This is a genomic window from Aeromicrobium wangtongii (assembly GCF_024584515.1).
Lineage (GTDB): Bacteria > Actinomycetota > Actinomycetes > Propionibacteriales > Nocardioidaceae > Aeromicrobium > Aeromicrobium wangtongii.
On record NZ_CP102173.1, the window covers coordinates 936,135 to 956,657 of the forward strand.

The following is a 20,523-nucleotide window of genomic DNA, read 5'->3' on the forward strand; positions in this document are numbered from 1 at the left end:
ATGGGTACTCGCGCTGCACGCGCTGCGGCTGTCGTGGTCGGCATCGCACTGGCCTCGGGGCTGGTGCCGAGCGCCGTGGCTGCCGAGGGTGACGCCGTGGCGAAGCCCCGGCCGGTGGCGGACTGCCCGCCGCAGCTCGGCTGCGAGTGGCTGCCCGCCCCGTACGAGAAGGCCGACCCGGACGATCCGGACTCGACGGGCGACTACGGCAACCACTCCATCGCCGACCGCACCGGCCCGGGCGGACCGAAGCTGAAGTACATCGTCATCCACGACACAGAGGGCAGCTACGACGGCTCGGTGCGGCTGGCCCAGGACCCGGCGTACCTGGCGTGGAACTACACGATCCGCTCGGGCGACGGCCACATCGCGCAGCACCTGGACGCCAAGGACATCGGCTGGCACGCCGGCAACTGGTACGTCAACATGCACTCGATCGGCATCGAGCACGAGGGCAAGGCCGGCACCGGGGGCTGGTACACCGAGGCGATGTACCGGCAGTCGGCCGCGCTGGTGCGGTACCTGGCCAAGAAGTACGGCATCCCACTCAACCCGGCCCACATCATCGGCCACGACCAGGTGCCCGGCGCCACGATGGGCGCGACCCGGGGCTCGCACTGGGATCCGGGGCCGTTCTGGGACTGGGAGCACTACTTCGACCTGTTGGGGGCACCGATCGGTGGGAAGAAGTCGCGGGCCGGGGCGGTGCGGGTCGGCGACGTGGTGACGGTCCGGCCCGGATACGACGGCAACCCGAACACGCTGACGCAGTGCGAGGAGCAGTCGCCGGGTTCCGGCCCGTGCTGGCCGGGCGCGCCGACGAACTTCGCCGCGCTGCACCAGGCGCCCGACGAGCTGTCCCCGCTGGCCAAGGACGTGGGCTCCCACCCGACCGGGAGCGCCGACGGGACGACGGCGGTCAACGACGTCAGCGCCCGCGCGCAGGCCGGCACCCGGCTGGTGGTCGCGGCGAAGCAGGGCGAGTGGGTGCAGGTCGCGTGGGCCGGTGAGCTGGCGTGGATCCACAACCCGTCGTCCCGGCCGGTGCTGGTCCGGACGGCGCGTCCCACGGTGACGGTCAGGCCGGGCCTGCCCAGCGCTCCGGTCTACGGTCGTGCGTATCCCGAGGCGACGGCCTACCGGTCGCCCGCCGGACGGCCGCTGGCGACGCCGGTGGAGTACACGCTCAAGCCCGGCCAGCAGTACGTCCTGACCGACCGCAAGGTCGTCACCGACGTCTACGGCGCCGGGACGTTCGACGGCACGCGCCCGGGGGACCGCACCGTCGTCGGGGGCCGCGACGTCTACTACCAGGTGGCTGTCGCGCACCGGATCCTCTTCGTGCGTGCTGCGGACGTCGAAGTGCACGAGCCGGCCGTGATCGTGCGCCGTGCCCGTCCGACGGTGTCGGGCCAGCGATGGGTCGGTGGACGGTTGACCGCCCGTCCCGGTGTGTGGTCGGGCGGGACGGTCACGCTGCGGTTCCGCTGGTTGCGTGACGGGCGGCCGATCCCGGGCGCCAGCTCAGCGGCCTACACCCCGACCCCGCAGGATGTCGGCCATCGCCTGCGCTTCTCCGTGACGGCATCGTCGGTCAATGCCGACGACGTCCGCGCGACGTCCAAGGCGGTGCGGATCCTGCGCTGAGCAGCTGGCCGGAATTTCTCGCGGGGACGTGTCGTTGTCGTGCAGTAGGATGGAAGCGTTGCTTCGGCAGCGGTTTGAAAACTCAAGAGGGGCTGATCGGTTTCGACTAAGGTCGTTCGATTCAGGTGAAGCGGGTAGAGGATCCAGGGTTATCTCTTTAACGATCTCTGGAAACCAACAAGTGCCGATTCAAAGCGCACTGACTTCGCTCTCGCTGCTTAAGCGATAAGTGAAGGGCTGGCCCGGGGGCGTCCCTGCTCCGGATCGCCAGTCTCATCAAGGGGACTTGCTGATCACACGGCGTCACAGCGTGTGATCGGGACTTTTCTGTGACTGAGCCCGTCGGCGACGCGTCTGTCCGAGCGCCGGGGCTGAGAAAAGCGACTAGACGGACTGCACCCGGAGAAGCCCTGACTCAGCGCCGTAGGACCGGGGTTCGATTCCCCGCAGCTCCACCAATGAGAAATGCCCCCTGCCAACCCCGTTCTTGGGTTGGCAGGGGGCATTTCTCATTGGCGACCCATGCGGGGAATCGAGTGGGCCCCATCGACACGGCGGCCCTTCGCGGCGAAGCCGCCACCGGCCGCCGTCCCGCAAGGGATCCCCGCAGCCCCCCGCAAGCGATCCCCGCAAGGGATCCCAGCAGCCCAGAAGCCCGAAAACACTTGCGCTGGCCCGCGGCGTGGATACCGTGAGCCAATGACCCCGTTCAGCGATGACCAGATCGAAACCGCTCTCACCGGACTGCCCGGGTGGTCGCAGGAGGGCGAGGCGATCGTGAAGTCGTACGAGTTCGCCGATTTCGACGCCGCGATCGCCTTCATCAACCGGGCGTCGGGCTGCATCAACGAGCTGGATCACCACCCGGAGTGGACCAATGTCTACAACCGGGTCGACATCCGGTTGCTGAGCCACGACGCCGGCGGAGTGACCAACCGCGACGTGCAGCTGGCACGCATCCTCGAGCGGCTCGCGGCCGCCAGCTGAGCGCTCAGGCCCAGAGGTCGGAGCCGAACTGGAACCAGATCGCCGCGATCACCACGACGTACCAGAGCACGTTGATCAGCAGCGTCCAGTCGCTGACGAAGCGCGAGACGGGGTTGCCCGGCAGGAACTCGCGCAGGTTGCGGGCGGTGAGCCACACGAAGATCGCGATCATGACCGTCCACACGACCATGCACCACGGGCAGAGCTTCTGGATGTCGTAGATGCTCTGCGTCTGCAGCCAGGTGATGAACCCGACGCCGAACAGGGCGCCGGCCTGGAGCCCCAGCCAGACGAAGTCCGGCAGCTGCACCTTGGCGATCATCAGCACCCCGAGGGTCGCCACGATCGCGAAGCCGACGACACCCATCAGCGGGTTGGGGAAGCCGAAGACCGATGCCTCGGGGGTGTTGATGACACCGCCACAGCTGACGAAGGCGTTGATGTCGCACCCGAGGGCCTTGTCGGGGTCCTTGAGGAACTCGATCTTCTCGATGACCAGCATCGCGGCCGAGAACAGGCCGATCGCACCGCCGATCGTCAGCAGCCAGCCGAGTCCACGGTCGACCGGTTCGTACGTGTCGGGCTCGGAGTGCTCTGCCACCAGCTGGTCGGTCATGACATCGATTCTAGGCGACCAGGGTGCAGCGCCGGTCACGTCTGGCAGTGCGGGCACCAGAACGTGTTGCGCTCGGCGGTCGGCCGGTCGCCGAGCTGGCCGGTCTGGATGCGGGTGCCGCACCGGCGGCAGCGGCTGCGCTCCCGGCCGTAGACCCAACGCTCCTCGCCGGTGCGCGCGCTGCCGGTGAACGAGCGGTCGATGCGCGACTTGTTGACGTCGAGCATCCGCTGGCCGCGGGAGATGACGCGGCGCAGGTCGGCGACCTCGCCGACCGGGCGGGTGGGCCGCAGCCCCTGGATGAACAGGAGCTCGTTGACGTACTCGTTGCCGAATCCGGCGAGATTGCGCTGGTCCAGCAGCGCGAGGAAGACCGGTCGCTGCTGGTCGGCGGAGGTGCGGCGGACCGCCTCGTCCAGGTCCCAGTCGGGGCCGAGCAGATCGGGGCCGAGGTGGCCGACGGCGGACTCCTCGTCGTCGAGGTCGAGCACCTCCAGGATGCCCAGCGAGTAGCCCACGGCCTGCCACTGCGCGTTCTCCAGGACGGCGCGCGCCGAGTGCCCGGGCCGGCGCCAGTCGGTGCCGTGGCGGTAGAGGTGCCAGGCGCCCTCCATCTTCAGGTGCGAGTGGATCGAGTGCTGCCCGGTGCGGATCAGCAGGTGCTTGCCGCGGCTGACGACCTCGTCGACGACCTCCCCGGACAGGTCGACGGTCGCGAACGCCGGCACCCTGAAGTCGGTGCACAGCAGCTCCTGGCCGGCCAGCGCATCATGCAGGCGGTGGGCCGTGCGCCAGACGGTGTCACCCTCCGGCATGACCATGCCTCGGCTGTTCAGGCATCGAGCCGCACGCCCTTGATGCTGCGCTCGAAACCGGCCTCCAGCAGGGCCTCACCCAGGGGTGAGCCGGCCACCGGCTGACCGCCGGCCGACTCGATCGCCAGACGGTGGATGCGCCGTGCGCGCACCGTCGCCACCAGCGAGCGCGCGGCAGCCGCCAGACGGGCCGGGTCGTCGTCGAAGACCAGGGCCTTCTTGCCGCCGCGTTCCAGGTACAGCACCAGGCGGCCGTCGTGCAGCACGACGATCGAGCCGGCCTTGCGGGCGGGACGGTGCCGGGTGCCTTCGTCGTCGGCTGCGCGCTCCGGCCACGGCAGGGCCGCTCCGTAGGGATTGGCCGGATCGGTCGCCGCGAGCGTCAGCGCGGGTGCGTCGGTGGGCCGGTCGTCCTCGAGGACGAAGGCGCGCATGCGGTCGACGGTCGCCGGTGCCCCGAACTGCGCGGCGCCCAGCGTCTCGACGTAGTAGCCGCGCAGCACCGCGCCGGTCTGCTCCAGCTCGCGCAGGACCCGGTAGACGGCGGCGAAGCCCCCCGGTGTCTGCTCGGCCATGACCGAGCCGCGGGTCACGACGCCGTACCGGCCCACCAGCGCCTCGGTGCGGGCCAGCTGCAGGCTCGTGGAGTCGCCCGCGGTCTCGGTGAGCGTGAACCAGCGCCCGCTGACCGTCGGCGGCCCCTGCGACGCGACTCGCGGCGACCGCACGCGGCGCCCGTGCAGGCGGGCGCGTGGCGCGGGTCGGGACGTCCGGTGGGCGCCACCGCGCCCGACCAGCGTCCGGACCGGGGCGAAGGTGTCGTTGCTGACCCGCCCGGACCAGACGAGGTCCCACAGCGCCTTGGCGACCTCCGCGTGGTCGGCACCGTCGGGTCGCTGCGCGGCCAGGGACTCGACCAGCTGGCGGAAGAGGAACGCGCCGCCACCGTCGAGAGCCTCGGCGACCGCTGCCTGCAGGGAGTCGGGGTCGGGCGGGTCGACGGCCTGCGCGCCGGCCGCGCGCACCACGAAGTCGGCCGGGTGCAGCTGCACCCAGCCGTCGTTGCCGGGGAGGGTGCCGGCCCCGGACCACACCACCTCACCGGCGGACGTCAGCTCGTCGAGCATCCCGGGGGAGTAGTCGCGGACGCGGGCGGGCAGGACGAGGGACTCCCAGGCGGAGGCGGGCAGGGCCAGGCCGGCGAGCTGGTCGATCGTGGCCAGGACGCCCTCGGCACCGCGGATGGTGCCGCCGACGCCCTGCCAGCCGGGCAGGAAGCGCGCGAACGTCAGGGGGTCGACCGGCTCGACCTGGTGGCGGGCTGCCGCCAGCGAGCGCGAGCGGAGCCGTCGCAGCACACCGGGCTCGACCCACTCGCTGCCGGTGGCCTGCGGGCGGAACTCGCCCTCGGTGAGGCGGCCGTCGCGGGACAGCCGGCGCAGGACCTGGTCGGCGACGGCGACGCCGATCCCGAAGCGCTGCGCCACGTCGGCGCTGGTGAACGGCCCGTGGGTGCGGGTGTGCCGCGACACCAGGTCGAGCAGCGGGTCTGCCACGACCTCGAGGTACGCCTCGGAGACGCCTAGCGGCACCACGACGCCGAGCGCATCGCGCAGCCGTCCGGCGTCCTCGACGACGGCCCAGCGCACGTCGCCGGCCATCGCCACCTCGATGACCCGGCGGGCGTCCTGCAGCTCGGCCAGCCAGGTGGGGACGTGATCGGCCAGGTCAGGCTGGACGCGCGCCCGCACCTCGTCGGTGGACAGCGGACCCAGCAGGCGCAGCAGGTCGGCGACGCCCTCGACGTCCTTGGCGAGCCGGTCGTCGGTGAGCCGCTGCAGCTCCAGCTCGGTGCGCTCGAGCACCGTCGGGTCGAGCAGCTCGCGCAGCTCGGCCCGGCCCAACAGCTCGGCCAGCAACGTCGGGTCGAGCATCAGCGCGGAGGCGCGGCGCTCGGCCAGCGGCGTGTCGCCCTCGTAGAGGAAGGCCGCGACGTAGCCGAACAGCAGGTTCTGGGCGAACGGGGAGGCCCGCTCGGTGGTGACCTCGGCGATCTGCACCTCGCGGGACGCCAGGCGCTTCGACAGCGCGGTGAGGGACGGCAGGTCGTAGACGTCCTGCAGGCACTCGCGGGCCGTCTCGAGCAGGATCGGGAAGGTCGGGTACTTGCGGGCCACGTCGAGCAGCTGGGCGGACCGCTGCCGCTGCTGCCACAGCGGGGCGCGCGAGCCCGGATTGCGTCGTGGCAGCAGCAGCGCGCGGGAGGCGCACTCCCGGAAGCGGGACGCGAACAGTGCCGAGCTGCCGACCTCGGCGGTCACGATCGTGTCGAGCTCGTCGGTGTCGAACACGAACAGCTCGGCGCCCGGCGGCTCGGTCTCGGTGTCGGGGATGCGCGCGACGATGCCGTCATCGCTGGCCACGACCGATCCGTCCATGCCGTACCGCTCGACGATCCGGGCGCCGACCGCCAGGGCCCAAGGAGCGTGCACCCGCCGGCCGAAGGGGGAGTGCAGGACGACCCGCCAGTCGCCGAGCTCGTCGCGGAAGCGCTCGACCAGCAGGGTGCGGTCGGACGGCACCTGACCGGTCGCCTCCTTCTGGTCGCGCAGATAGGCGCCGAGGTTGTCGGCGGCCCGCCGGTCCAGGCCCAGCGCCGCGGTGCGTTCGGCGAGCACGTCGGGGGTCAGCGCGGATGCCTCGCGGACGAAGGCGCCGATCGCCTCGCCGAGCTCGTAGGGACGGCCGATCGCATCGCCCTTCCAGAACGGCAGCCGGGCGGGCTGCCCGAAGGCGGGCACGACGTTGACCCGGTCGTGGGTGATCTCCAGGATGCGCCAGCTGGTCGCGCCGAGCGCGAAGACGTCGTTGATGCGCGACTCGTAGACCATCTCCTCGTCGAGCTCTCCGACCTTGCGGGGCCCTGCCTCCTCGGTGCCGGCGGCGAGGTAGACCCCGAACATGCCGCGATCGGGGATCGTCCCGCCGCTGGTGACGGCCAGCCGCTGGGCGCCGGGCCGCCCGGTGATGGTGCCCGCGTCGCGGTCCCACACCAGGCGGGGGCGCAGCTCGGCGAACTCGTCGGACGGGTAGCGGCCCGACAACAGGTCGAGGGTCGCGTCGTACGCCGACCGCGGCAGGGTGGCGAACGGGGCGCTGCGGCGCACCGTGTCGAACCACTCCTCGACGTCCAGCGGCTCCAGGGCCGTCGCGGCGACCGTCTGCTGGGCCAGGATGTCCAGCGGGTTCGCGGGGACGTCGAGCCGCTCGATCAGCCCCTGCTGCATCCGTGCGGTGGTGACCGTCGCGCCCAGCAGATCGGGCCGCGACGTCGGGTACATCACCCCCTGGGAGATCTCACCGACCTGGTGACCGGCCCGGCCGACCCGCTGCAGCCCGCTGGCGACCGATGGCGGGGACGACACCTGGATGACCAGGTCGACCGCGCCCATGTCGATGCCCAGCTCGAGGCTCGACGTGGCCACGACGCAGCGCAGCCGCCCCGACTTCAGCTCGTCCTCGATGAGCGCGCGCTGCTCCTTGCTGACCGAGCCGTGGTGCGCGCGGGCCAGCACGGGCGCGCTGCCGTCGGCGGGTGCGGGACGGCTCTGCGCGCTGCCGCCCATGAGCTGCGCGGGGGAGCGGCCGGGGGCTGCGTCGACCTCGAGGCCCAGGTGATCGGCGTAGGCCTCGTTGAGACGGGCCGTCAGGCGCTCGGCGACACCGCGGGAGTTGACGAAGATGATCGTCGAGCGGTGCTCGAGCACCCGGTGCATGACAGCACCCTCCACGTGGGGCCAGATGCTGCCGCGGGGCTGATCGTCCTCCAGGGCGCGCGCCGCGCTGCCCTCGTCGCGGGACACCCCGGGGATCTGGGTCATGTCGTCGACCGGGACCTCGACCTCGAGGGCCAGGCGGGTCGCCGCCTCGGGCGCCACGACCTGGACCCGGGCCGAGCCGGCCAGGAAGCGGGCGACCTCGTCGTGCGGGCGCACGGTGGCGCTCAGCCCGATCCGCCGGGCCGGCGCGGTCAGCAGCGCGTCGAGGCGCTCCAGGGAGACTGCCAGGTGGGCGCCGCGCTTGGTGCCGGCGACGGCGTGGATCTCGTCGATGATGACCGTGTCGACGGTCCGCAGCGTCTCGCGGGCGGCGGAGGTGAGCATCAGGAACAGCGACTCGGGGGTCGTGATCAGGATGTCGGGCGGATGCGTCACCAGGGCCCGGCGGTCGCGCTGCGAGGTGTCGCCCGACCGGACGCCGACCGTGACCTCGCGGAAGGTGTCGCCGCGCCGGGCCGCGGCCTGGGTGATGCCGACCAGCGGGGAGCGCAGATTGCGCTCGACGTCGACAGCGAGCGCCTTCAGCGGGGAGATGTACAGCACCCGGGTGCCTGGCTCGTCGTCGGCGGCCGGGTCGCCGGCGTGCATCAGCCGGTCGATCGCCGACAGGAAGGCCGCCAGCGTCTTGCCGGAACCGGTGGGTGCGACGACGAGCACGTGCGCGTCGCCCTGCACGCCACGCCAGGCGCCTTTCTGGGCGGGGGTCGGGCCGTCGAAGGACTCGCTGAACCAGGCGCGCGTCGCGGGGGCGAAGGCATCCAGCGCGTCGGTCATGCCTCCATCGTCCCAGCCGGCACCCACAACTGCTCGGCGTCTTGGGTCGGTGCAGGGGAGCCGATAGGCTGTGATTCGAAGCGCCGCTCGACCCAGGGGGACTCCCGCACGTGTCTGACCGTTCCCTCAAACGAGCCGTCGCGCTCGTGGTGACAGCTCTCCTCGGGGTCATCGCCGTGGGGTCCGTCATGGGCTCCCGGTCGGTCGCCGACGACTTGCGGCACCGCGCCGAGACGGCCCTGACGGCATCCGGCCTGGACGATGTGCGCGTCGACTTCCGCGGACGCGAGGCCCACCTCTCGGGCGGCAACGACGTCGAGGCCCGGATGGCGTCATCGCTCGTGGCTGCCCTGCCGGGCGTGCGCAGCGTCGATCGCGCGGTCGACCACGACGCACCGCTGCACGGCGCCTCCCGCTTCGCGCTGGACCGAGCCGGCGACGATGTCGAGATCAGCGGCGCGGTGCCGTCCCCCGATGACGCCGCAGACCTCAAGATCGCGGTGGCCAGCGGCCTGGCCACCCGGGTCGTCGGGGACGTGAAGGTGGATCGCTCCGTCGACGCGGCGCCGTGGGTCGCATCGCTGCCCGCTGTGCTGCGCACCGTCGCCGCCGTCGCCGGCCTCGAGCTGGACATCCCCGGCGACGGGACCCTGCACGTCGGCGGACGGGTGGTCGACGCGTCCACCCGGTCGCGGATCGTGCAGCGGCTCACCGACCAGGTGCCGGGCCTGCGCCTCGTCGAGACGCTCGACGTCGCCCGCCGGACGGGGGTGTAGGCCGTGTCCGCGTACACGATCGGCGAGATCGCCGTCTGGCTGCTGCTGACCGCGGTGCTGGCCTTCGCGCTGGGCTGGATGTCCCGCGAGCTGGTCTACCGGGCGCGGTCGACGACGGCGCCGGATCGCGAGGTCGAGGCGGTGCCCACGGCGGTCGAGGAACCCGCGCCCGTCGAGGAACCCGAGCCGGAGCCCGAGCCCGAGCCGGAGCCCGAGCCCGAGCCGGAGCCCGAGCCCGAGCCCGAGCCGGCGGTCGTCCCCGGCCCTCATCCCGGGTCCGCGCTGCCCCTGCCCGGCGGCCTGGCGCCGTCGGTGGAGCACGTGGTCAAGGTCAGCAAGGGCTCGAAGATCTATCACGCGCCGTCCAGCCCCGCATATGCCCGCACCAAGGCGGCGATCTGGTTCACGAGCGTCGAGGCGGCCGAGGCGGCCGGCTTCCGGAAGCCCAAGAATGGCTAGGCCGGCGCGGTCGATGTCGGCGGTTCGCGTCCCGGAGGGGCATCGCCGAGGCGCAGCACCGGTGAGGCATGCTGGCCCGATGAAGTTCAAGCTGCGCCTGATCGTGGCGGTGTCCGCCGCCGCCCTGACCCTGACCGCCTGTTCCTCCTCGTCCGACGACAAGGCCGCCAAGCCGGCATCGCCCGATGCGTCCCAGGGCACGGCGACCAAGCTGGTCGAGATCTCCCCGCTGACCGGCAAGGCCCTGCGCAAGGGACGTCCGGACAACCCGGTGTTCGTCGTCAAGATCGAGAACACCTCGGCGGGCGCACCCCAGTACGGCCTGGACAAGGCCGACCTCGTGATGGAGGAGCTGGTCGAGGGTGGGCTGACGCGCCTGGCGGCGTTCTTCTACTCCAGCCTGCCGACCAAGGTCGGGCACGTGCGGTCGCTGCGCACCAGCGACATCGGCATCGCCGGTCCGGTGGGTGGCCAGATCGTGGCGTCCGGCGGGGCGACCGGCGCGTACAACAAGGTCAAGAACGCGGGCATCACGGTGTTCTCCGAGGATGCCGGATCCCCGGGCTTCAGCAGCGACCCCGCCAAGTACCGCCCGTACAACCGCCTGATCGACCTCAAGGTCGTCGCCAAGAAGGCCAAGCGCACCAAGATCAAGGGCCCCTACCTCCCGTGGTCGCCGGCCGACGCCGCCCCGGCGCCGGCGACCGGCAAGACCGCCACCGCGGCCACGGTGCGTTTCTCACCCGCGACCTCGACCGGCTGGAAGCTGGACGGCCGCAAGTGGGTCCGCACCAACGGCCACGCGGCGCCGAACAAGGACTTCAAGGCCGACACGATGATCGTGGTGTTCGCCAAGGTCGGCAACGCCGGTTACACGGATCCGGCGGGCAACCCCGTGCCGGAGACGGTGTTCGAGGGCAAGGGCGAGGCCATGGTGTTCCACGGCAACCAGGTCGACACCGTGACCTGGCGCAAGCCCAGCCTCGACGAGGCGCTGACCTTCACCGCCAAGGACGGCACGCCGTACACCATCGCGCCGGGCAAGACCTTCATCGAGCTGGTTCCCCAGGGCGCCGGATCGGTCACGCTGGGCTGACCGCCCCCCGTCAGGTGGTCGGCAGCAGCCGCAGCCCGGCGAGCAGCGCGCCGATCGTGGCCTGGACGTCCTCACTGGCGGCGTCCGGGTCCTCGGCGTCCGAGACGAACTCCGAGGCCGACTTGACCGCTCCGTAGAAGATCGCGGTGAACGCGCCACCGAGCTGGTCCACCCCGCCGAGATCGGCCAGCAGGTCGTCGACGATGCGCTGCACGATGCCGAACGTCGACTGCTTCTCGGCCTCCTGCCAGGCCTCGTGGCCGAGGGCCACGGGGCCCTCCTGCATGCAGATGCGCCGGAACTGCGGACGGCGGCAGACCTCGAGGAACTTGTCCAGACCGATCTGCGCGCGCTCCCAGGGGTCCTTCGACGCGTTGATGGCCTTGTCGATCTCCGCCGTCGTGGACTCCTGCAGGCGCAGGAACACGTTCTCGAACAGCGCGAGCTTGCTGGGGAAGTGGTGGTACAGCGCTCCCTTGGTCACCCGCGCGGCGGCGACGACCTCGTCCAGCGACGTGCCGGCATATCCATGATCGGTGAACAGCTTCGTGGCGCTGTCCAGCAGCGCTCGCTTCGTGCTGGAGGAGTAGTCCGCCCGCCGTGAGCTCTTGGTGGTCTTGCGTGCGGTGCGCAGGACGCTCTTGGTCACGCGGGCGGGATGGGACATGTGCGCCAGTCTACGGCGATGGTCCCTCCGTGCCTCGAATCACATACCGCAGGGATGGCGTCCGCGGGCAGCGGCGAACATACTGAGAGTACGTACCGAGAGTATGGAACCTCGGTCCGGCGGACCAGAAAGGAGCACCACCATGACCTGGGATGCCTACCACCGTCGCAAGGACGTTCTCCGCCAGATGCTGGCCATCGCCGACCACCAGCGGGAGATCACGCTGGGCGAGCTGCTCGACTCCGTCGAGGGCGGTCGCGATGCGTTCCCGACCGAGATCGATGCGCTCTTCGACCTGCAGATGATGTGGTTCCAGCGGCTCAGCGGCCACATGGAACGGATCCTGTCCCAGGGCACTGAGTCGCCCGATCTCGTCCCCGTCACGGCGTGGGTCGGCACCGCTGCCGATCTGCCCGGTGCCCGTGCCCTCCTCGACGCGCACCGCGACGAGCCGGCGCTGCGCAAGGCCTTCGCCAAGGAGCTCAGCTACCTGGCGACCGCCGCCGGTGTGCCGGTGCGGGGTGCGGACCTGCGCCTGCGCGGTCAGCGGATCGTGGACGCGGCGCGCTCGGCCGTCCCCGCGCAGACGCCCGCGGCAGCGGATCCGTCCCGCCCCGGGCTCATCGCCCGTCTGCGCAGCGCCATCGCCGCCTGACGATCCGGGGCCCTCAGGGGCGCCGCGCCGCCAGGCCGGTGATCTGCTCGCCGACCTCCACCTCGATCGACTGCCGGAACTCGCTGCGGAAGATGCCCAGCGTCACCTGGCTGGCGATCGGCAGCAGGCCGTCGACCAGCGCGATGATGCGCTCCCAGTCGTCCTCGGGAAATCCCGCGTCGATGAACGGCTGGATCTGCTCGGCCACGACCTCGCGCACGAAGGTGTCGGTGATCGCGCGCAGATGCTGCTGCAGGACCGGGAACATGCCGATCACCGTCTCCGGCGCGAGGCCCATCGTGACGGCTGCCGCACCGGCCCGTACGACGGTCGGCTCGATCAGGCGCACCCGGTCGTCGTCGATCTTCTCGACCAGGCCCAGGCCCACCATCGACTCGATCAGCGCGTCGTCGCGCTCGACGCCGGCCAGGGCTGCAAGGTCCTCGCGCGGCATGATCTCGGCCCCGCCCTCGTCGGGCAGGTCCAGGATCGTCATCAGGTCGAGCGTGTGGCCGGCGGCGTTCTGCGGGGTGCTGTGGATCGCCTTCTCGATCGCGGCCAGCGTGAACCCGCGCTCCAGCAGCTGGCGGATCAGCTGAAGGCGCTGCAGGTGCTCCCTGTTGTAGTAGCCGGTGCGCCCGACCAGTCGGGGTGGCTCGATCAGCCCGCGTCCGGCGTAGGCCCGCACGTTGCGCACCGTCATCTGGGCGCGGGATGCGAGCTCGTCGACCGTGAACTCCTCGGCGGTGGTCGGGTCCTCGGGCATGCACGAAATCATAGGCGGGAACCCTGCCTACTCCCATCGGACGGACGACGGGGGCATCATGGAACACATGGGAGCTCTGAGCGGTGCGTTGCTGGTGGCCACCCCGGTCATCGACTCGGGCCCCTTCCTGCGCAGCGTCGTGTTCGTGCTCGACCACGACGAGGACGGTTCGCTCGGGGTGATCGTCAACCGGCCGCTGGACTCCGACGTCGAGGACGTGCTGCCGGAGTGGGCCGATCTGGTCAACGCCCCCGTGTGCCTGTTCGACGGCGGGCCGGTGGGCATCGACTCGGCCCTTGCCCTGGGTGTCGTCACCGACATCGTCCCGCCGGACGGCTGGCAGCAGATGACCGGGCGCGTCGGCCTGGTCGACCTGGACGGCCCTCTGCCGCCGGGCGGTTCGCTGGCCGGTCTGCGGGTGTTCGCCGGCTACGCCGGATGGGGTCCGCAGCAGCTCGAGGCCGAGATCGAGGAGGGCGCCTGGCTCGTGGTCGAGGCACGTGAGGGAGATCTCATCTCCCCACAGCCGGAGACGTTGTGGCGTGATGTGCTGCGACGCCAGGACGACGACGTCAGATTCTGGGCGACATTCCCCGACGACCCCTCAGCCAACTAGGCCACGTCGGAACCGGTCGTTAGACTCGGGACGTGGCTTTCTTCCAACGTGGTTCGCAGACGGCTCTCGACGAGCGCACCGATGAGCGCGTCGACCAGCGCACGGAGGAGGGCGATCACGAGAAGTTCTCGCACTACGTGCCCAAGGACGAGCTGACCGAGGCCATGGTCATGGGCACGCCCGTCGTCGCGCTGTGCGGCAAGGTGTGGACACCCAGCCGCGATCCGCAGCGGTTCCCGGTCTGCCCGGAGTGCAAGGACATCTGGGAGAGCATGGACAAGGGCGACGAGGGGGACGACTCGGGTGACGCGTAGCCAGCACCTCCGGGTCTGGCAGCGAGAGGCGTTCGACCTCTACCAGCGCAAGCAACCGAGTGACTTCCTGACGGTCGCCACGCCCGGCGCCGGCAAGACCACGTTCGCCCTGACGATCGCTGCTGACCTGCTCGCGCGCGGAGTCGTCGAGCGTGTGGTCATCGTGGCGCCGACCGACCACCTCAAGACACAGTGGGCGCTGGCGGCTGCCGGCATCGGCATCATGATCGACCCGGGCCTGCCGAGCCAGGGCGCCCTCGGCGCAGGGTTCCAGGGCTTCGCGGTGACCTACGCGGGCATCGCGGTCAACCCCAATGCCTACCGGGCCCGCATCGAGCACCGCTCGACGATGGTCATCCTGGACGAGGTCCACCACGCCGGTGACGCGCTGACGTGGGGCGACGGCATCCAGGAGGCGTGCGAGCCGGCCGTCCGGCGACTCGCGCTGACCGGCACGCCGTTCCGCTCCGACGAGAACCCGATCCCGTTCGTGACGTACGCGCCGCAGTCCGACGGCTCGAAGACGAGCGTCGCCGACTACTCCTACGGCTACGGGCAGGCCCTGAAGGACGGCGTCGTCCGTCCGGTCCTGTTCATGGCGTACTCGGGGCAGATGCACTGGCGCACGCGCGCCGGTGACGAGGTCGCCGCACGACTTGGGGAGCCGCTCGACCGGGCGGCCACGGCGCAGGCCCTGCGCACCGCGCTGGACCCCAACGGCTCCTGGATCCCCGAGGTGCTGAGCGCCGCGCACAAGCGACTCCAGGAGGTGCGCCGCGACATCCCCGACGCGGGCGGCCTGGTGATCGCCAGCGACCAGGACAGCGCACGCGCCTACGCCTCGGTGCTGGCCGACCTCACCGGCACGCGCCCGACGGTCGTGCTGTCGGACGAAGCGGGCAGCAGCGCCAAGATCGCCGAGTTCTCGGCCGGCATGGACCCGTGGATGGTCGCGGTGCGCATGGTCAGTGAAGGCGTCGACATCCCGCGCCTGGCCGTCGGCGTCTACGCGACCACGACCTCGACCCCGCTGTACTTCGCCCAGGCCGTCGGCCGCTTCGTGCGTGCTCGCCGCAAGGGCGAGACCGCCTCGATCTTCCTGCCCAGCGTGCCGCGACTGCTGGCGCTCGCCTCCGACCTGGAGACGCAGCGCGATCACGTCGTCGGCCGACCGGTCAAGGACGAGACGGACCTGTTCGCCGCCGAGGCCGAGCTGCTCGCCAAGGCGCAGCAGGACGTCGGTGCCTCCGAGGACCAGCTGGGGCAGTACCGCGCCCTGGCCAGCGACGCCTCGTTCGACCGCCTCGTCTACGACGGCGGCGAGTTCGGCTACGACGCGCTGTCCGACGACCAGGGCGAGCTGGACTTCCTGGGCATCCCGGGCCTGCTCGAGCCCGACCAGGTCGCCGAGCTGTTGCGCTCGGCCCGGGCCAAGCGCGCCCGCGAGAGAGGCACGACGACCACGGCTCCCGCCGCTGATGTGGCCTTCGAGCGCCGCAGCGAGCTGCGCCGTGAGCTGCAGGCGCTGGTCGGTGCGTGGCACCACCGCACCGGGGCGCCGCACGGGGTGACGCACAGCCGCCTGCGGGCGCAGTGCGGTGGCCCGCCGGCCGCCCAGGCGTCCTCCGAGCAGCTGCAGGAGCGCATCGACGCCCTGCGGGCCTGGGCCCTCAAAGCCTCCAGCTGACCCACCACCCCGCTGGGCCTGACGTTTCGACCGCCACGACCGGCGTGTCGCCGCACAAACGTCAGGGCCAGCGGGATGTGGCTAGGGTCGCGGGCGTGAGCTCTTCTGCCATGGCCCTGCGTACCCGCCTTTTTGGGGCGATCCTGCGTCGCACCGCGACCCCCGTCGAGCAGGCCCGGGACTTCCCGGCGCTGCGCGCCGAGCGGCTACGGGTGCAGGGCACCCGGCTGGGCACGATGATCTTCGGCCGCACCGATCCGGCGGCATCAGTCGAGCAGATCACCGTCGGGACGGGACTGCGGGCGTTGGTGCACCGGCCCAAGGACGCGATCGGGCCGCTGCCGTGCGTCGTGAACTTTCACGGGGGCGGCTGGGTGCAGGGCAATCCGGAGCAGTCGGCCTGGTTGGCCAGCCGCGTCGCGGTGCGCAACCGGGTCGCCGTGATCTCGCCGGCCTACCGGCTGGCACCCGAGCACCCGTTCCCCGCGGGGCTGGACGACTGTCACGACGCCCTGGCGTGGATCGTGGAGCACGCGGACGAGCTCGGCATCACCCCCGAGCGGGTCGCCGTGATGGGCGACAGTGCCGGCGGCAACATCGCGGCGGTCCTGGCCCTGCTGGCACGGGACGAGGGTGGCCCGCAGCTGCGCGCCCAGGTGCTGATCTACCCGAGCGTGGAGATGTACGAGCGCTGGCCGTCCGAGGACAGGCATGCCGAGGCGCCGGTGCTGACCTCGGCGAACATGCGCGGATACGCCCGGCTCTACCTGGGCGAGCAGTACGGCACCGAGGACTTCCGGGCGTCCCCGATCAGGGCGGCATCGCACGCGGGGCTGCCCAAGACCCTGATCGTGACCGCGGCGGCCGATCCGCTGCTCGACAACGGCGCCCGGTACCGGGACGCGCTCGCGGCGGACGGGGTCCCGGTTCGCTACGTCGAGCACGACGGCGCGATCCACGGGTTCATGAGCCTGCCGGGCGTCGTCCCGGTCGCCCGCGAGGCGCTGGACGACATCGTCGAGTTCCTGGGCGAGGCGCTCTGAGCCTATTGTGACAGTGGGACTGTCACGATAGTGTCCGGGCATGAGGCCCCTCTTCTGGCAGCGCAGTCACTGGCAGCAGCAGATCTCCCGGCTCGACCCGGAGACGCAGTACGAGCAGATCGCCCGCATCACCGGCATGCTCGAGTTCCCGTGGGACTCCCAGCAGGCGCTGAGCTTCGCCCTGTTCCGCACGTACGCCGTGCCGTCGATCGGCCGGCTCCTGTACGACACGGGGGAGTTCACGCAGGCGACGCAGAAGCGCCACGACGACACCGCGCTGATCCTGGAGACCCTGGTCGCCGAAGGGCTGGAGTCGCCCGACGGGCGCGCCGGCGTCCGCCGCATGAACCAGATGCACGGCAGCTACGACATCTCCAACGACGACATGCGGTACGTCCTGTCGACGTTCGTGGTCACCCCGGTGCGCTGGATCGAGCGCTATGGCTGGCGCGAGGGCCTGGCCGCCGAGAAGACCGCCGCGGTCCGGTACTACCAGCGGCTCGGACGTCTCATGGGCATCCAGGACGTGCCGGCCGACTACGACGGCTTCGCCGAGCTGATGGACGCGTACGAGCAGCAGACCTACGTCTTCGACCCGAAGGCGCGGGCCGTCGCCGACGCCACGCTGGACCTGTTCGTCGGGTTCTACCCGCGGCCCGTGCGCCCGCTGATGCGACGGTTCAGCATCGCGCTGCTGGACGATCACCTGCGGGAGGCCTTCGACTACCCGCGGCCGTCGCGGCTGGTGAGCCGGCTCGCGCACGGTTCGCTGGTCGCCCGGGGCAGGATCGTGCGGTTCCTCCCGCCACGCCGCAAGCCTGCGCTGCTGCGCGACAACCACCGCATCCGTTCCTATCCGGGGGGCTTCATGATCGAGCGCCTCGGCACGTTCCCGGCGACGATGCCGCAGGACAGTGGGACGCCGACGGGCTGATCAGGGGTTGCCGTGAGGGCGGGTCGCGCCGACGATGGAGTGATCCTCTCGACGACAGGACCGATCATGAGACAGTTCCGTTGGGCGGTGGGACTCGCCGTGATGATCATGGCCGGGTCCGTCCTGCCCGCCTCCGCCCACCACGACCACGACCGACGCCCCGCGCAGCCGGACCGCATCGAGCTGCCGAACGGCTGGCTGCCCGAGGGAATCACGACAGACGGCAAGAATCTCTACTCGGGCTCCCGCGCCGACGGGGCCATCGTGAAGATCGCCATCCGCTCGGGACGCACCACCCGCTTCGCCGGGGCAGCCGGGCGGGTGGCCGTCGGCATCGACTACGACCGGCGCCGGGACGTCCTGTGGGTCGCCGGTGGGGCCGGCAAGCAGGTGCGTGCGCAGGACGCCGACACCGGCAAGGTCCTGGCGACGTACGCCTTCCCGAGCGCGGGCGCGCGATTCGTCAACGACCTGACCGTGACCCGCACCGGCGTCTACGCCACCGACTCGCTGTCCAAGGAGCTGCTGGTCATCCCGTTCGGGCACGGGCGGAGCGCGAAGCTGCCCGCGGCCGGTCGCGCCAGGATCGTGCCGTTGACCGGCGATCTGCAGCTCGCGGAGGGCAACAACCTCAACGGCATCGTGAGCTACGGCAGGTCGTTGGTCGCGGTGCAGAGCAACACCGGTCTGCTCCTTCGCATCGACCCGCGATCGGGCCGGACCCGCCAGGTCGACACCGGCGGCACGACCTTCGTCAACGGCGACGGTCTCGAGCGGGGCCGCGGCGTGCTCTACGTCGTGCAGAACCGGTTCAACAAGATCGCCGTGGTCGACCTCGACCGGCGCCAGCGGACCGGCGAGCTGGTCGACACGATCGAGCGGAGTGACTTCGCGGACGAGATCGACGTGCCCAGCACGGTCGCCCTCGTGCATCGATCGCTGTTCGTGGTCAACGCCCGGTTCGGGATCGCGAGCCCGGGGACGGCCGCCTACTGGATCACGCGGGCGGACGCGCGTCGCTGAGGCGTTTGGAGCGCCAGGCCCGCCACGCGCCGGTCGACCACAGCGCCCAGACCACGAGCACCGGCTGGAAGAGCAGCCGGACGGCGCGGGCCCGGTCCGAGTCGAGGCCGAAGGCGTCCGTCCGGGTGACCAGCTGGGAGATGTTGCCGGGGAAGATGGCCACGAAGAAGGCCGCGACGACCCATCCCACGGTGGCCCGGTGGCGTCGCGGGGCGGCGACGAGTGCGCCGCCAAGAGCCAGCTCGACCGCGCCCGACGCGATGACGACCAGATCGGTCTCGGCCGGGAACCACGGCGGCACCTGGGCGGCGAACTCCTCGCGGGCGAAGGTCAGGTGGCTGGTGCCGGCGAACAGCAGGAAGGTGCCGAGCACGATCCGTCCGGCCGTGCGGGCAGGTGAGGTCGAGGGCATGTGCACCAGCGTCCCGCAGCGGCGGCCTCTGCGCACGACGGAGCCTTGGCAGGGATCTCTCGTCGGAGGCATCCGCCTAGAACCAGATGCTGAGGTACGGCTCGACCGGGGCGCGGAACATCCGGTCGAGCCGCTCGGCGTCTCCGGCTAGGCCGCCGGCCGCCACCAGCGTGCTGGCGGGGACGCCGCCGAGGTACAGCGCGCCGAGGGCGTTGACGCTCATCGAGACGTCGGCCGGGTCGTCCGTCGCGGTGACCGTGGCCTCGCCGGTGTCGCCGACGTCGAGCGCCCAGGTTCCGGCGGCGAAGCCCAGCGGGTCGTTGATCGCGATGACCAGCCGGCCCGCGGCGCCGTAGGTGCGGGCGGTCAGCGCGGCCGGGACGTCCAGGACGCGGACCCACAGGTGGTCGAACTCGCTGACCCGCACCGCGCGGAAGTCGTCGATCATCCAGCGCAACGGCTCGTCGACCGGACGCAGGTGGGCGGTGACGGTCGACACGAGGTCCACCTCGAGCAGGTACCGCCACAGCCCGGCGTACGCATCGGTGGTTGCCGCGACGAGCGTCTTGACCGCGAGCCGGTGGTCGGCGAAGTCGGACGGGTCCTCGGTGATCTCGTAGACCGCGAATCCCTGCGGTGTGCCATCGGCGTCGTCGTACCGGATCGTCTGCAGCTTCGGGGCGCTCGGGTCGCCCGCGGACAGGCCGAGCTGGCGGGTCCACAGGTGCCCGGAGTACGAGATCTGCCCGGGGCGGGCCAGGCGCACCCGCTCGACGATCGCGAGCCCGTCCTCGCGCAGCTGCTCGGGTGTCACGAGGCGCACCTGTCCCTGCGCCGTCGGGCCCGTCCAACGGACCCGACGGGTCGACACGGTGACGTCACGCGCCAGGGCCGCGGGGGAGAAGCCGAAGCGGGAGTAGATCGTCGACTCCGAGACCGTGAGCATCGCGACCGGCAGGTCGAGGGCACGGGCCGTGCGCAGCTCGGCCTCCAGGAGGGCGCGGGCGATGCCGCGCCGCCGGTGCGTCTGCGCGACCGTGACACCGCTGACGGCCCATGCCGGCACCGCCCGCAGACCAGGCACGGTCAGGTCGGCCGGCCAGCAGATGGTGGTGGCCACCGGCTGCTCGGGGATGCCGGCCGTGTCGTCGTAGACGCCGACGAGTCGTCGGTCCGGCCCCAGGTTCCGCTGCCGCTCGGCGATGACCTCCGCGGAGGGCCGGGCGTTGTGGAATCCACGGGTCTCCGCGAGGAACCAGCCCTCGTACTCCGCGGCGTCGGTGCCGTCGACAATGCGCAGGCGCAGGCCGTCAGCGGCCAGTCGGGCCCGCGACGTCTCGTCGATCGGGAGGTCTGCGGATGGGGTGCTCACGGGCCCCAACCTAGCCTCGTGCGCC

19 protein-coding genes and 1 other RNA gene are annotated in these 20,523 nt (G+C 71.4%); 13 read left to right on the forward strand and 7 right to left on the reverse strand.

The window, feature by feature from the left end; genetic code table 11:
• The 3 genes from NQV15_RS04750 to NQV15_RS04760 all read left to right on the forward strand — a co-directional run bounded on the left by NQV15_RS04750 (position 1) and on the right by NQV15_RS04760 (position 2,634).
• On the forward strand, positions 1 to 1,647 hold the full coding sequence (locus NQV15_RS04750; RefSeq protein ID WP_232399790.1) for an N-acetylmuramoyl-L-alanine amidase: 1,647 nt from the start codon (positions 1 to 3) through the stop codon (positions 1,645 to 1,647).
• 88 nt (positions 1,648 to 1,735) lie between these two features.
• Positions 1,736 to 2,105, forward strand: a transfer-messenger RNA (tmRNA) gene (ssrA, locus tag NQV15_RS04755).
• Positions 2,106 to 2,346: 241 nt separating this feature from the next.
• Entirely contained in the window at positions 2,347 to 2,634 is a 288-nt protein-coding gene (locus NQV15_RS04760) for a 4a-hydroxytetrahydrobiopterin dehydratase (RefSeq protein WP_232398457.1), read from the forward strand.
• Between the two features lie 4 nt (positions 2,635 to 2,638).
• Here NQV15_RS04760 and NQV15_RS04765 read toward each other — a convergent pair whose 3' ends face one another.
• Genes NQV15_RS04765 through NQV15_RS04775 form a run of 3 tightly spaced genes read right to left on the reverse strand, consistent with a single transcriptional unit; the run spans position 2,639 to position 8,678 of the window.
• Positions 2,639 to 3,250: a vitamin K epoxide reductase family protein gene (locus NQV15_RS04765; RefSeq protein WP_232398458.1), complete on the reverse strand. Its 612-nt coding sequence runs from the start codon at positions 3,248 to 3,250 to the stop codon at positions 2,639 to 2,641.
• A gap of 35 nt (positions 3,251 to 3,285) precedes the next feature.
• Complete coding sequence (locus NQV15_RS04770; protein WP_232398459.1) at positions 3,286 to 4,071, reverse strand: DNA-formamidopyrimidine glycosylase family protein; 786 nt, start codon at positions 4,069 to 4,071, stop codon at positions 3,286 to 3,288.
• A gap of 11 nt (positions 4,072 to 4,082) precedes the next feature.
• Positions 4,083 to 8,678, reverse strand: a complete 4,596-nt coding sequence (locus NQV15_RS04775; RefSeq protein ID WP_232398460.1) for an ATP-dependent helicase — start codon at positions 8,676 to 8,678, stop codon at positions 4,083 to 4,085.
• Positions 8,679 to 8,788: 110 nt separating this feature from the next.
• On the opposite strand from NQV15_RS04775, the gene NQV15_RS04780 reads away from it, so the two are divergent.
• The 3 genes from NQV15_RS04780 to NQV15_RS04790 all read left to right on the forward strand — a co-directional run bounded on the left by NQV15_RS04780 (position 8,789) and on the right by NQV15_RS04790 (position 11,009).
• Positions 8,789 to 9,454 (forward strand): hypothetical protein, encoded by a 666-nt coding sequence (locus tag NQV15_RS04780; RefSeq protein WP_232398461.1) that lies wholly within the window; start codon positions 8,789 to 8,791, stop codon positions 9,452 to 9,454.
• 3 nt (positions 9,455 to 9,457) lie between these two features.
• Positions 9,458 to 9,913 carry a sunset domain-containing protein gene (locus NQV15_RS04785; protein ID WP_232398462.1) on the forward strand — a complete coding sequence of 152 codons (456 nt, stop codon included), beginning with the start codon at positions 9,458 to 9,460 and terminating at the stop codon, positions 9,911 to 9,913.
• Between the two features lie 79 nt (positions 9,914 to 9,992).
• Positions 9,993 to 11,009, forward strand: a complete 1,017-nt coding sequence (locus tag NQV15_RS04790) for a DUF3048 domain-containing protein (protein WP_232398463.1) — start codon at positions 9,993 to 9,995, stop codon at positions 11,007 to 11,009.
• Positions 11,010 to 11,019: 10 nt separating this feature from the next.
• Here NQV15_RS04790 and NQV15_RS04795 read toward each other — a convergent pair whose 3' ends face one another.
• Entirely contained in the window at positions 11,020 to 11,676 is a 657-nt protein-coding gene (locus NQV15_RS04795) for a TetR/AcrR family transcriptional regulator (RefSeq protein ID WP_232398464.1), read from the reverse strand.
• A 142-nt stretch (positions 11,677 to 11,818) separates the two neighbouring features.
• Between NQV15_RS04795 and NQV15_RS04800 the strand changes: the two genes are divergently transcribed.
• Positions 11,819 to 12,331, forward strand: a complete 513-nt coding sequence (locus tag NQV15_RS04800; RefSeq protein ID WP_232398465.1) for a hypothetical protein — start codon at positions 11,819 to 11,821, stop codon at positions 12,329 to 12,331.
• 13 nt (positions 12,332 to 12,344) lie between these two features.
• On the opposite strand, the gene NQV15_RS04805 is transcribed toward NQV15_RS04800, so the two are convergent.
• The gene (locus NQV15_RS04805; RefSeq protein ID WP_232398466.1) at positions 12,345 to 13,097 is read right to left on the reverse strand and encodes a MerR family transcriptional regulator; all 753 of its coding nucleotides are present in this window, start codon (positions 13,095 to 13,097) and stop codon (positions 12,345 to 12,347) included.
• 67 nt (positions 13,098 to 13,164) lie between these two features.
• Between NQV15_RS04805 and NQV15_RS04810 the strand changes: the two genes are divergently transcribed.
• The 6 genes from NQV15_RS04810 (at position 13,165) to NQV15_RS04835 (ending at position 18,714) form a co-directional block, all read left to right on the forward strand.
• Positions 13,165 to 13,713, forward strand: a complete 549-nt coding sequence (locus NQV15_RS04810; RefSeq protein ID WP_232398467.1) for a YqgE/AlgH family protein — start codon at positions 13,165 to 13,167, stop codon at positions 13,711 to 13,713.
• Between the two features lie 32 nt (positions 13,714 to 13,745).
• Positions 13,746 to 14,027 (forward strand): DUF3039 domain-containing protein, encoded by a 282-nt coding sequence (locus NQV15_RS04815; protein ID WP_232398468.1) that lies wholly within the window; start codon positions 13,746 to 13,748, stop codon positions 14,025 to 14,027.
• A complete protein-coding gene (locus NQV15_RS04820) occupies positions 14,017 to 15,714 on the forward strand; it encodes a DEAD/DEAH box helicase (RefSeq protein WP_232398469.1) in 1,698 nt (565 codons plus the stop codon). Before NQV15_RS04815 ends, NQV15_RS04820 begins: the two co-directional genes overlap by 11 nt.
• 95 nt (positions 15,715 to 15,809) lie before the next feature.
• Positions 15,810 to 16,757, forward strand: coding sequence for an alpha/beta hydrolase (locus NQV15_RS04825; RefSeq protein WP_232398470.1), 948 nt, complete (start codon positions 15,810 to 15,812; stop codon positions 16,755 to 16,757).
• Between the two features lie 40 nt (positions 16,758 to 16,797).
• Positions 16,798 to 17,691 carry an oxygenase MpaB family protein gene (locus tag NQV15_RS04830; RefSeq protein ID WP_232398471.1) on the forward strand — a complete coding sequence of 298 codons (894 nt, stop codon included), beginning with the start codon at positions 16,798 to 16,800 and terminating at the stop codon, positions 17,689 to 17,691.
• A gap of 66 nt (positions 17,692 to 17,757) precedes the next feature.
• The gene (locus tag NQV15_RS04835; protein ID WP_232398472.1) at positions 17,758 to 18,714 is read left to right on the forward strand and encodes an NHL repeat-containing protein; all 957 of its coding nucleotides are present in this window, start codon (positions 17,758 to 17,760) and stop codon (positions 18,712 to 18,714) included.
• Here NQV15_RS04835 and NQV15_RS04840 read toward each other — a convergent pair.
• The gene (locus tag NQV15_RS04840; RefSeq protein WP_232398473.1) at positions 18,689 to 19,126 is read right to left on the reverse strand and encodes a DoxX family protein; all 438 of its coding nucleotides are present in this window, start codon (positions 19,124 to 19,126) and stop codon (positions 18,689 to 18,691) included. The two genes, NQV15_RS04835 and NQV15_RS04840, sit on opposite strands and share 26 nt — an antisense overlap.
• A 76-nt stretch (positions 19,127 to 19,202) precedes the next feature.
• Positions 19,203 to 20,498 (reverse strand): GNAT family N-acetyltransferase, encoded by a 1,296-nt coding sequence (locus NQV15_RS04845; protein ID WP_232398474.1) that lies wholly within the window; start codon positions 20,496 to 20,498, stop codon positions 19,203 to 19,205.
• Positions 20,499 to 20,523 lie beyond the last annotated feature (25 nt).